At 71.5% G+C, this 10,431-nt stretch carries 9 protein-coding genes; 5 read left to right on the forward strand and 4 right to left on the reverse strand.

The features are described 5' to 3' along the window. Positions 1 to 40: 40 nt before the first annotated feature. The gene (locus tag EDF23_RS15570) at positions 41 to 1,717 is read left to right on the forward strand and encodes a glycosyl hydrolase (RefSeq protein ID WP_131922172.1); all 1,677 of its coding nucleotides are present in this window, start codon (positions 41 to 43) and stop codon (positions 1,715 to 1,717) included. Beyond that, positions 1,710 to 2,840 carry an acyltransferase gene (locus EDF23_RS15575; protein ID WP_131922174.1) on the forward strand — a complete coding sequence of 377 codons (1,131 nt, stop codon included), beginning with the start codon at positions 1,710 to 1,712 and terminating at the stop codon, positions 2,838 to 2,840. Before EDF23_RS15570 ends, EDF23_RS15575 begins: the two co-directional genes overlap by 8 nt. Here the strand turns inward: EDF23_RS15575 and EDF23_RS15580 are convergent. Genes EDF23_RS15580 through EDF23_RS15595 form a run of 4 tightly spaced genes read right to left on the reverse strand, consistent with a single transcriptional unit; the run spans position 2,813 to position 7,160 of the window. Beyond that, entirely contained in the window at positions 2,813 to 3,709 is an 897-nt protein-coding gene (locus EDF23_RS15580; RefSeq protein WP_165901154.1) for a glycosyltransferase, read from the reverse strand. The genes EDF23_RS15575 and EDF23_RS15580 overlap by 28 nt on opposite strands. A 33-nt stretch (positions 3,710 to 3,742) precedes the next feature. Further along, positions 3,743 to 4,660, reverse strand: coding sequence for a glycosyltransferase (locus EDF23_RS15585; protein WP_165901155.1), 918 nt, complete (start codon positions 4,658 to 4,660; stop codon positions 3,743 to 3,745). Continuing rightward, on the reverse strand, positions 4,657 to 5,736 hold the full coding sequence (locus EDF23_RS15590; protein ID WP_131847617.1) for a polysaccharide pyruvyl transferase family protein: 1,080 nt from the start codon (positions 5,734 to 5,736) through the stop codon (positions 4,657 to 4,659). Before EDF23_RS15590 ends, EDF23_RS15585 begins: the two co-directional genes overlap by 4 nt. After that, positions 5,733 to 7,160, reverse strand: coding sequence for a polysaccharide biosynthesis tyrosine autokinase (locus tag EDF23_RS15595; protein ID WP_131922178.1), 1,428 nt, complete (start codon positions 7,158 to 7,160; stop codon positions 5,733 to 5,735). The genes EDF23_RS15590 and EDF23_RS15595 overlap by 4 nt, the downstream gene beginning before the upstream one ends. A gap of 91 nt (positions 7,161 to 7,251) precedes the next feature. Here EDF23_RS15595 and EDF23_RS15600 point away from each other — a divergent pair, with 91 nt between their 5' ends. The 3 genes from EDF23_RS15600 to EDF23_RS15605 are packed head-to-tail and all read left to right on the forward strand — an operon-like array spanning position 7,252 to position 10,290. Continuing rightward, positions 7,252 to 8,586 (forward strand): hypothetical protein, encoded by a 1,335-nt coding sequence (locus EDF23_RS15600; protein ID WP_165901156.1) that lies wholly within the window; start codon positions 7,252 to 7,254, stop codon positions 8,584 to 8,586. Continuing rightward, entirely contained in the window at positions 8,583 to 9,185 is a 603-nt protein-coding gene (locus EDF23_RS19330; RefSeq protein ID WP_165901157.1) for a low molecular weight phosphatase family protein, read from the forward strand. Before EDF23_RS15600 ends, EDF23_RS19330 begins: the two co-directional genes overlap by 4 nt. After that, positions 9,163 to 10,290: a glycosyltransferase gene (locus EDF23_RS15605; protein ID WP_131922180.1), complete on the forward strand. Its 1,128-nt coding sequence runs from the start codon at positions 9,163 to 9,165 to the stop codon at positions 10,288 to 10,290. The genes EDF23_RS19330 and EDF23_RS15605 overlap by 23 nt, the downstream gene beginning before the upstream one ends. Positions 10,291 to 10,431 lie beyond the last annotated feature (141 nt).

The following is a 10,431-nucleotide window of genomic DNA, read 5'->3' on the forward strand; positions in this document are numbered from 1 at the left end:
ATGTTTGGCGTCGGTACCGGCACCGGGCGAGCGTGGTGGGATGCCATCGACCCACGTCCCGTCCGACTCCCGACCTCCCGCGACCCGTCCCCGCAGGAGAGCCTCCGGCGTCGTCGTCCTCGCCGCGGCGACGACCCTGCTGCTGTTCGCCGAAGCGACTGTGCGGCAGCCGGCCCACGCCGCCGGAGCATCGACGGCGACCGCTCGACCGACGATCCAGCCGATGTCGGCCAACGGTCTCTTCGCACCGGATCAACCGGTCACGTTCGCAGTCGGTGCCGCGGGGACACCGGCGCTCGCGGACGTGGGCTGGCGGATCACCGACGCCAGAGGCGTGCTCGTCGAAGCCGGCGACGCCGTCGTCGGTTCCTCCGGACGAGCGGAGATCCGTCCGACTCGACGTCTCAACGCGGGCACGTACCGCGTGACGGCGCACGGCCCCGCTCTGCCCGAGACGTCCTTCCGGTTCGTCCGGACGCCGGGCGTCGAGCACCGTGACGCCTTCTTCAACGTCACGATGAACGGCTCGCCCGGGCCGGTCGCCGCGGCGCTCCCGACACTCGACGGGCTGGGCGCCGCGGGCTTCCGCCAGGACCTGCAGTGGTCCACCGTCGAGAAGGTGCCGGGCGTGTTCGACTTCCGCAGCACTGATGCGCGAGTGGACCCCATCGTGCGCGACCGTGGCGTCGCTCCGCTGTTCGTCCTCGACTACGGTCACATGGCGTACACCGGCGGCGCGATGACCCCGCCGGACGTCTCGGACCCGGCGCAGACAGCAGCCTGGCGCCGGTTCGTGTCCGAGGCGGTGACGCACGTGCGCGACCGGTACCCGGACGCCGACCGCTCGTTCGAGATCTGGAACGAGTGGACGAACACCCACGGCACCCGTTCCGCCGACCCTGCCGCGTACATCGCGCTGTCACGGGTCACGGCCGCGACGATCAGGAGCGTCGACCCGGAAGCACGGATCGTCGGGCCGGCCGAGGACGCCGTGTCGTCGGGCGAACTCCGCTGGCTCGACGAGTGGTTCCGGCTCGGTGGTGCCGACCACATCGATGCGATCAGCGTGCACCCGTACAACCAGCCGTACGCGCCGGAGCACTGTGTCGCGACGAACCCGTGCATCGAGAACGCGCTTCGTTGGCTCCGGGACAAAGCGGCGAAGTACCCCCGTGCGAACGGCGAACCGTTGCCGATCTGGATCACCGAGGTCGGATGGCCGACCCCGAACGGCAGGCCAGGCTGGGTCTCCGAGGACGACCAGGCGGCGTTCCTGGTCCGGACCCACGTGCTCGCCGCGCAGTACGGCGTCGAGCGGGTGTTCTCGTTCGAGATGGCAGCCCCGGACCAACCTGATCCGGACGGCAGTGCCAGGACCTTCGGGCTCGTCGACGCGCCGAGCCGCGCGTACGAGCCGAAGCCCGCTGCCGCTGCGTACGCGACGATGCAGCGCCAGCTCGCCGGCATGCGGTTCGCCGGCCAGTTCGTGACGGGTGCCGTGCGCGAAGCCCGGTTCGTCTCGGCCGACGGCACACGCTCGGTGCGGGTCGTGTGGCAGACCGCTGACCGCTTCGACGAACTGCCCATCAGTGTGGGTCTGCCCGGCGACGGCACCATCGTCGACGCCTACGGGGGCACGAAAGCCGTCCGGGGAACCGGTGGCAAGCTCGCGATGTCGGCGACGTGGAAGCCCCGGTTCGTGGTCTGGAATGGGTGAACCGGCGGACCGCCTCACGCAACTCGACGGGCTCCGCGGCCTCGCGGTCCTGCTCGTCGTCGCGTCGCACACCGCAGAGTCGGTCGTCCCCTACGGCGGGGTCGTCGGGGTGACGACCTTCTTCGTGCTCTCCGGCTTCGTGATCACCCGGGCGCTCCTCGACGAGGCCGAGCGTGCCGGGCGGATCCACCTCGGCCGGTTCTGGCTCCGCCGCGCGGCACGGCTGCTCCCGGCGTGGACGGCCGTCCTGGTGGTGGTGACCGTCGCGGTGATCGTGCTGGCAGACCCGATCCGCGGTGATCTGCCCCGCGTCCTCGCCACCGTCGGGTCCTACACGGGCAACCACGCCCGGGTGCTCGGCGTCGAGCTCGGACCGTTCGAGCACACCTGGTCGCTCGCCGTCGAAGAGCAGTTCTACCTCGTCTGGCCCCTCGTCCTCATCCTGCTCGGCGTCCTCGCCCGCACTCGGCCCCGCACTGCCGCGGTCGCACTCTGTGGACTCGTCGGTGCTGCGGTCACCTGGCGGGTCGTCGGCACGGTCGTGCTGCCGTACGACCGCCTGGCGTACGGGCTCGACACGAGCGCCGCCGCCCTGCTCGTGGGTGCGCTCGCCGCGTTCGCCGTGCGCACGGGCAGTCTCCGCGGTCTCGGTCAGATCGACTTGCGGACCGGACGTCCGAGCGCCGTCGTGCTCGGGGTCGGCGGCGTGGGCGCGACACTGCTCGTGGTGCTGTCGGTGTGCACGCTGCCGATCACGGTCGGGTCCCTGCCCGGTGCGGCTCGCTGGGTCGAGACGGCAGCGGTGGCGGTCGCAGCGCTCGTCGTCGTCGCAGGGGCGCTCGGTGGTGCTCCCGCGCTCGACCTGGCGATCGCTCGCTGGTTCGGGACCATCTCGTACGGGCTCTACTTGTGGCACTACCCGCTGCTCCGTATCGAGCCCGGGGGCGATCCGTCCACCGGTGTGGTGCGCCTGGGGCTCGCGCTGGTGGGCATCGGTGTGGCCTCGGCATCGTGGTACCTGCTCGAGCGGCCGGTGCTCCGCGCGACACGGTCGTGGGGCAGACACCCCACGACCCGTCCCGCGGCCGGCGCACCTCAGCGCGTGCGTGGGGGCACGGGGTGACGGTGCCCGGCGTCATCGCGGCCGAACCACCCCTGCCACCGCCCGGCGAGCTGGGCGTGCTGTTGCTCGACCGCGGCGGCGTCGCGCCGGACGCGAGCGATCACGAGCGCGACCACCGATCGGCTGACCCAGTAGCTCGCCTGCCCCCAGCAACCGTGCTTCCGGAGCACTCGCCCGAACCCACGGTTGTACCGCCTGACCTTTGCGAGGACCGCGGTGGTGGGTCCGTCGTCGCGGAAGTCGCCGTGGTGCACGTACAGGTCCGCGTCGAAGTCGACCCGCACCCCGGCCTCGACCGCGCGCATGACCAGGTCGTTCTCCTCGCCGGAGCCGAAGGGCTCCACACCCGACCCGAGCGTGTCGTCGAAGTCCCCGATGTCGTCGAGGACCTCTCGCCGGAAGAACACCCCGGAGCAGATGACGGTGCGCGGGACGTCCCGCACCCGGATCCGTCGGGATCGCCCGAGCCACCGGAGCATGGTGCCTCGGCCGGTCGCGTCCTTCGTCGGGATGCACAAACCGCCGAGCCGGGGTTCTTCGTCCACCCTGCTGAACCGGGCATCGATCGCGGACAGCACGCCGGTCGGGTACCAGCAGTCGTCGTCCGGGAACCCGACGAGGTCAGCGCGGAGCGTTCGCATCCCAGCGTTCCGGGCGGTACTCACACCGCTGGCGCCGGGCTGGTGGATGTACTCACCGTCGCCGTCCCGGATCATCGCCGCGAGCCGGTCGGGTACTTCGGGGACCGGGCGCTGCGCGACGACCGAGAGGAAGACCCGGTACGGCTCGGCTTGGATCGACCGGATCGCTCGGTCGAGGTACTCGGGCGGCCGGTTCGTGGCGATGATCAAGTGGAATCGATGGTGCATCGGGCCAGTGTCGTGGCGCATCTCGTCAGGATCCTACTTCTCGGTATGTTGTGGACGAAATACCACGGTTCCACAGGCCGGGTACACCCGGCCCTCGTCGTCCCGGCCCCGCCATCCCTGCAACCGAGCGCTCATCTGCGTGTGCTGGAAGCGCGCTCCGTCGCGGTCGCCACGGACGGTCCGGACGACGGTCCCGACCAGGCCGCGACCGATCCAGTACGCGGCCTGCCCGTACAGACCGTGCTTGCGGAGGACCCGACCGAAGCCGCGGTTGTACCGGCGGACCTTCGCGAGGGTCTCGGTCGTCATACCGGCGTCACGGAAGTCCGGGTGCCGCACCGACAGGTCCGGCATGTAGCGCATCCGCGCACCGGAGGCGAGGGCGCGGAGGACCATGTCGGTCTCCTCGCCGGCCCCGAAGGGCGTTCCGGAGCCCGTACCGAGGTCCTCGTCGAAATCGCCGAGGCGTTCGAGGACGTCGCGACGCATGAAGATACCCGAGCTCACGACGGTCCGCGGCACCCGCCAACTCGTGACGTCACCCGGGCGCCGGCGCCAGCGGAGCATCGTGCCCTGCTCGTCGCTTCCGCGGGAGGGGATCGAGGCCGCGTCGAGCCCCTGCGTCGCGAACCGGTGCGAGATCGTCGCCAGGACGCCGTCGGGGTACCAGCAGTCGTCGTCCGGGAACGCGATCACCTCACCGCGGAGTCGAGTCATCCCGGCGTTCCTGCCCCGGCTGACGCCACGGACGTCCGGCTGGTGCACGTGTTCGGCGTGCCCGGCGTCGATGAGCGGCTGCAGCACGGCCAGTGCATCCGGAGTCGGTCGCTGCTCGACGACGGTGACGAACACCGACACCCCGGCGTGCTCGATCGTCTCGAGGCAGCGGGCGAGGTGGTCCGGCGTCCGGATCGTCGAGACGACGAGGTGGAAGCGGTGGTCGGCGTTCACGCGTGGGCCTTCGTGCGGGCGAAGAGCTCGGCCGTCGGCGAGCCTGCGGTCTGCCAGTCGAGGAGGCGCTGCTGGACGGAGCCCAGCCGCTCCCGGAGCTCGGCCGTCCGGGCGCGGATCCCGTCACGGTGTCGGGTGGCGATCTGCATCTCGTGGACGAGCTCGTCGACGTCGTGGCCCACCGTGAGCGGCGCGGGGCCGTCCGTGACACTGCGCCAGAAGTCGTCACACTTCGACGCGTACGACAGCGGGACAGTGGGCACGTCGAGCGAAACCGCCGCGATGGCGCCGTGGAGTCGTTCGGACACGACCAGGTCGCATCCCGCGATGGCGGCCATCGTCGTCGGGACGTCGACGTACTCGTGCACGACCGCCGGTGTGCGCAGGCGGGCGGCCAGCCCGTGCGCCGCCATGCGGTCGGCCCCGGAGAGCGCGAACGCGACGACCTCGGTGGTGCCGGTCGCGGCCGCGTGACGGTCGACCGCCTCGGCGATCGTGTCGACGTCGAACCTCGTGGTCGGATCAGATCCGATGCTGACGCCGATCCGGCCGTCGGGCCGGACGGTGCGTTGGACGTGGACGAGCTCGGGGTAGAGCAGCGCCGGATCGCCCACGACGTCGACCGGGCACAGGTTCGTGGTGACCTCGTGTTCGGTGAGCGGCCCACGGACACCGTGCAGCGCGAACCGGTCGAGCGAGCGCCAGGCGTCCCACTGCTGCGGTTGTGTCCCGAGCGAGTAGCTGTCGTCGGCGGCAGCTGCCCCGAGACCGAGTCCGATGGTGCCGGTCGCGCCGAAGTACCGGGTCGCACGGTCGACGTGTCCGGCCCAGGACGCGAACCCGACGGTCGTGCCGCCACCGAGCAGCACGAGCCGCTCGCGGCCGACCAGCCGGGCGCGGTCGCGAACGAAGCGCGGTGAGCGGCGAGCGTAGTCCCGCCGGGTCAGGGGCGCCTCGACGTCCAAGGGGTGACGGAGCGCGGCACGCCAGGTCTCGTGCAGGAGGTCGTCGCCGAAGTTGCCGTACCCCTGCCAGCCGAGGTAGACGAACGATCGGGGCGGTGTGCTGCGGGTCATCGGGTTTCCTTCTGTTCGGTGGTGGCGGTCGAGTCGTTGCGTGCGCGTGACGAGCGGCGAGGGCTCTCGCTCACCGGCGCCGAGGGCTCGTAGTTGTAGTAGGTCTTCATGCGTCGCTGGGCTGGGAGGCGGTTCACCACGAGCCCGAGCAGTCGTGCGCCCACCTGCCGCAGGGTCTGCTCGGCCGCGACGAATTCGGCGCGCCGTGTCTGTCCGTTGACGCTCACGACGAGCAGGACCCCGGAGCAGATGGCGCCGAGGACGGCGGGGTCGGTCACCGGGAGGAGCGGCGGGGCGTCGACGATCACGACGTCGTACCGGGATTCGAGTTCGCGGACGAGGTCCGCCATCCGGCTCGAGCTCAGGAGTTCGCTCGGGTTCGGCGGCACCCGCCCCGCAGCGAGGACGTGCAGGGGGTTGTCCCCACCGACCTCCTGGATGGCATCGTCGAGCGCGACCTGTCGGGTGAGCACGGTGGACAGGCCGACGCGGCTCTCGATCCCCAAGTACGTCCCGGTCGTCGGGCGTCGCAGGTCGGCGTCGACGAGCAGGACCCGCGACCCGTTCTGCGCCAGCATGAGCGCGAGGTTCACGGCGGTCGAGGACTTGCCCTCGCCCGGGGTCGCGCTCGTCACGACGATGCTCTGCGGACCGCCGTCGAGGTTCGTGTACGTCAGGTGCGTCCGCAGCTGCCGGAAGCTCTCGGCCCGGGTGCTGTAGCGGTTGTCGACGGCGACGAGGGGGTGTTTCGCGATGGTGTCGTCCACCCCGAACTCGCCGAGCACACTCGCCGTGGTGAGGCGCCGGAGCGCGTCGAACGACCGCAGCCGGGTGTCGAGGACCTCGCGGAGGACTGCCTGCGCAACACCGAGTGCGAGGCCCGCGAGGACGCCGATCGCGAGGTTGACCGGGATCCGCGGAGCGAACGGCATCGTCGGTGCCTTCGCCTGCTGGAACACGCTCAGGTGGACGAGGTCGCTCTGCTGCGATGAGCGCTCGACCTCGTCCACGACGGCGACGAGCTGCGTGGTGACCGCGTTGGCGATCGCCGCCGCACGGGCCGGGGACGTGGACGTCGCGCTGAGCGAGATGATCACGGTCTCGTCGGTGGAGGACGCCGTCACGACCTTCGAGAGGTCGGTGCCGGCCGGGAGTCCGAGATGCTTCGCCGCGGCGCCGAGGACGCGCGGGGTCAGTGCCAGCGCCGTGTACGACTTCACGCGCGCCGCCGAGAAGTTGTTGCCCTGACTGAGGTCGGTGACCGACGAGCCGGCGGCGACCGAGACGAAGACCTCGCTCGAGGCGCGGTACTCCGGCGCCTGCACGAGGGTGACGCCGACGGCAGCCGACGTGGCGAGGAGGACCAGCGCGAGCGCGGAGATCCATCGCCGTCTGATCACTTCGAGGAACTGCGAGAGCGTCACTGGGGGCCTTCCGGGAGGCGATCGGATGTGTGATACTTATCGTAGATGATATGAAATACCACCGCAAGCGACAGTGGAATGGAGGGGGATCATGCCGGTCCTCGGAGCCGTCTTCACGGCTGTGCTCGCCGTTGCGCTGATCGCCCGTCGGACGTGGCTCCCCGCGGTGATCGGCGTCGCCGGCGGCCTGCCGTACACGGCTGCCGTCGTCGCCGGAGGGAACGGCGTGCCCCTGTTCTCGGCTGCGGCGCTCGCGTCGGGCATCGCGCTCCTCGGGACCCGCCCGCTGCGCACCACGCACTGGTCGGCGAACGCGCTCGCAGCCTTCGTCGCGTGGGCGACCATCGCCACCGCCGTCGCCCCCTGGATGTTCGCCGGCGTCCGTGTCCTCGTCCCACGTGGCGGTGTGGACGGTCAGGTGCTGGACCCCGGGTACCTCACCTACTCGATCAGCAACCTCGCGCAGCTCGGGTACCTGTTGCTCGCGGTGTGCGCGTTGCTGTACCTCGTCCGCGTCGGGGCGGCAGAGACCGCGCTCCGGATCGCGCTGGTCGTCGGCACGGTCGTGACCACCGTGCGCGGGGTGCTCGTGCAGGCAGGTGCGGACGTGCTGGCACCCCTGATGGACACGCTGCCGGGGGTCGCCTACGCGTGGGCGCTCCCGGGGGAGCGGTTGCGGGGGGTCTTCAGCGAACCGAGCGAGCTCGCAGCGTTCGCTCTCCCGGCCGCCGCGTACTTCGCCGTCACGGCACTGCGGTCGTCCGGCGGGCAGCGGATGATCTGGGCCGCGGCGAGTGCGTTGTCGTGCGCGAACCTCCTGCAGGCGGCGTCCGGCACCGCTGTCGTCGCCTCCGCCGTCGTGATCGCCGTCGGCCTGCTCGTGGTCGCCGTGCGGTACGTCGTCCGGGGTGGACGCGGCACCGTCTGGTTCGTCCTCGGGGGGCTGACGATCGCGATCGTGCTGCTCGCGGCCGGCCCGCAGCTCGCCGCACCGGTCGAGGCGATCGTGGACGACAAGGTCGGCAGTCAGTCGTACGACTCCCGGACCGGCGCGGACGGCTTCAGCTGGGGGGTCCTCGCCGACACCCTCGGCATCGGCGCCGGGCTCGGCGCGAACCGGCCGTCGTCCTTCGGGATGACGCTGCTGACCTGCGTCGGGATCCCGGGCACGATCGCGTTCGCCGTCTTCGCGCTCGGCGTGCTCGTGCGCGCGGCGCGGTCACCGGCGACCGTCCCGGCCTCGGTCGCGCTCGCCGCGGTGCTCGTCGCGAAGCTCGTCGGCACCCCGGACCTCTCGACGCCGATCCTCTGGCTGCTCCTCGCCGCATGTGCCTCGAGCGTCTGGCGCCCCGTCGCCGAGCCGCCGGAACCGGGACCGGACGCCGCCCGTGCACGACCCGTCACCCTGACAGGAGCCCATCAGTGATCTCGATCCTCATCGTCTGCGAGGGCAACATCTGCCGTTCGCCGTACGTCGAACGTGTCCTCCGGGCGCGCCTCGACGCAGTGCTGCCCGGAGTCTTCCGCGTGGACAGCGCCGGCACCGCTGCGACAGCGGGTACGCCGATGTTCCCGCGTTCCGCCGCCGCTGTCGGACAGGACGGCGGCGACCCGGACGCCTTCGTCTCGACGCCGCTGACCGCCGCGGTGCTGCGCGACAGGGACCTCGTGCTCACGCTCGAGCGCGCGCACCGAGCGCAGGTCCTCGACCTCGCGCCGCACCTCCTGCGGCGGACCTTCACCATTGCGGAGTTCGACCGCCTCGTCCGCCCCCTGCTGGACGCCGATGCCGTCGACGAGCGGTTCTGGGCGGAACTCCCGCGCCTCGTGTCCCGCTTCCGGGTCGCGACGGCCCCGACCGACCCGGCGCTCGACGACGTCGCCGACCCGGTACGCGGCGACGAGCACGACTTCCTGACCATGCGAGAGCGGGCGATCTCCGCCATCGCGACCATCGCGGCGTGCGCGGAACGCGCCGCCACCGACCAGAACGGAGCCGACCGTGCGCGGACTGCTCGTCCATGAGTGGATCGAGGCGGTGGGCGGCGCCGAGCGTGTCGTCGACGCATTCGCCGATGCCTACCCTGCCGCCGACGTGTTCGGGCTGTGGAACGACGCCCCCGGGCGCTACGCGGACCGGCGGGTGGTCGAGAGTGTCCTGGCGCGGTCGCCCCTCCGCGGCAGGAAGGCGCTGTCGATGCCGTTCCTCCCGGCCCTGTGGAGTCACGGCCTGCGCACCGTCGGCGAGTACGACTGGGCGATCGTGAGCTCGCACCTGTTCGCCCACCAGGCCCGTGTGACCGGGGTCGCCCCGGACCGGCAGTTCACCTACGTGCACACGCCGGCCCGGTACCTCTGGAACCCGGAACTCGATGCCCGCGGATCGACCATGCTCGCCCGCGCGGGTTCGCCGGTACTCCGCTCCGTCGACCGCCGTCGCGCCCAGGGGCTCCGTCACGTCGCCGCGAACAGTCGTTTCGTGCAGCAGCGCATCCGCGACACCTGGGGCATCGACGCTCAGGTGATCAACCCGCCGGTCGGCGTGGAGCGGCTCGCTGCGGTCGCCGACTGGGCGTCCGTGCTCGACGAGCGCGACCGCGCTGTCCTCGAGGCGCTGCCTGCCGACTTCGTCCTCGGTGCCTCGCGGTTCGTTCCGTACAAGCGCCTCGACGTCGTCATCGATGCCGGTCGGGCGTCCGGGCGTCCGGTGGTGCTCGCCGGCGACGGTCCGGATGCCGAGCGGCTGCGCGCGCTGGCTGCCGAGTCGAGGGTCGAGGTGCACTTCGTCTGCACGCCCTCCGACGCGATGCTCGCGGCGCTCCTGCAGCGTGCCGCGGTCTACGTGTTCCCTCCCGTCGAGGACTTCGGGATCCTGCCCGTCGAGGCGCTGGCCCTCGGCACGCCGGTGGTCGCGAACGCCGAGGGCGGGGCTCGCGACTCGGTGCAGGAAGGAACGAGCGGCACGCTCCTCCACGACCTCGCGGATTCGACCCTGGCCGCAGCGGTCGACGGTGCCGTGCGACTCGACCCAGCGGCCTGTCGTGCGCGCGCCGCCGCGTTCTCGACCGAGCGGTTCCAGCGCGAGATCGCGGAGTGGACCGGCATCCCGGTGGGGGGCCAGACCGGCTGAGGGTCCGCGGGGGTGGACCGGACCGCCTGGAGGCCCGGTGCCAGCTGTGGACTGGTCCCCGGTTCTTGGACTGATTAGTCGGTTCGAGATCCGGGGATGGTTCGTGTGGGTGGTACCGCGTCGTCGTTGACGAGTGCGCAG

The sequence above is a fragment of the Curtobacterium sp. PhB128 genome (genome assembly GCF_004340725.1).
Lineage (GTDB): Bacteria > Actinomycetota > Actinomycetes > Actinomycetales > Microbacteriaceae > Curtobacterium.

Excerpts from the sequence above, each read along its gene's own strand:
- EDF23_RS15570 (WP_131922172.1), top strand. The coding sequence starts at position 41 with ATGCCATCGACCCACGTCCCGTCCGACTCCCGACCTCCCGCGACCCGT.
- EDF23_RS15575 (WP_131922174.1), top strand. The coding sequence starts at position 1,710 with ATGGGTGAACCGGCGGACCGCCTCACGCAACTCGACGGGCTCCGCGGC.
- EDF23_RS15590 (WP_131847617.1), bottom strand. The coding sequence starts at position 5,736 with ATGACCCGCAGCACACCGCCCCGATCGTTCGTCTACCTCGGCTGGCAG.
- EDF23_RS15600 (WP_165901156.1), top strand. The coding sequence starts at position 7,252 with ATGCCGGTCCTCGGAGCCGTCTTCACGGCTGTGCTCGCCGTTGCGCTG.
- EDF23_RS15580 (WP_165901154.1), bottom strand. The coding sequence starts at position 3,709 with ATGCACCATCGATTCCACTTGATCATCGCCACGAACCGGCCGCCCGAG.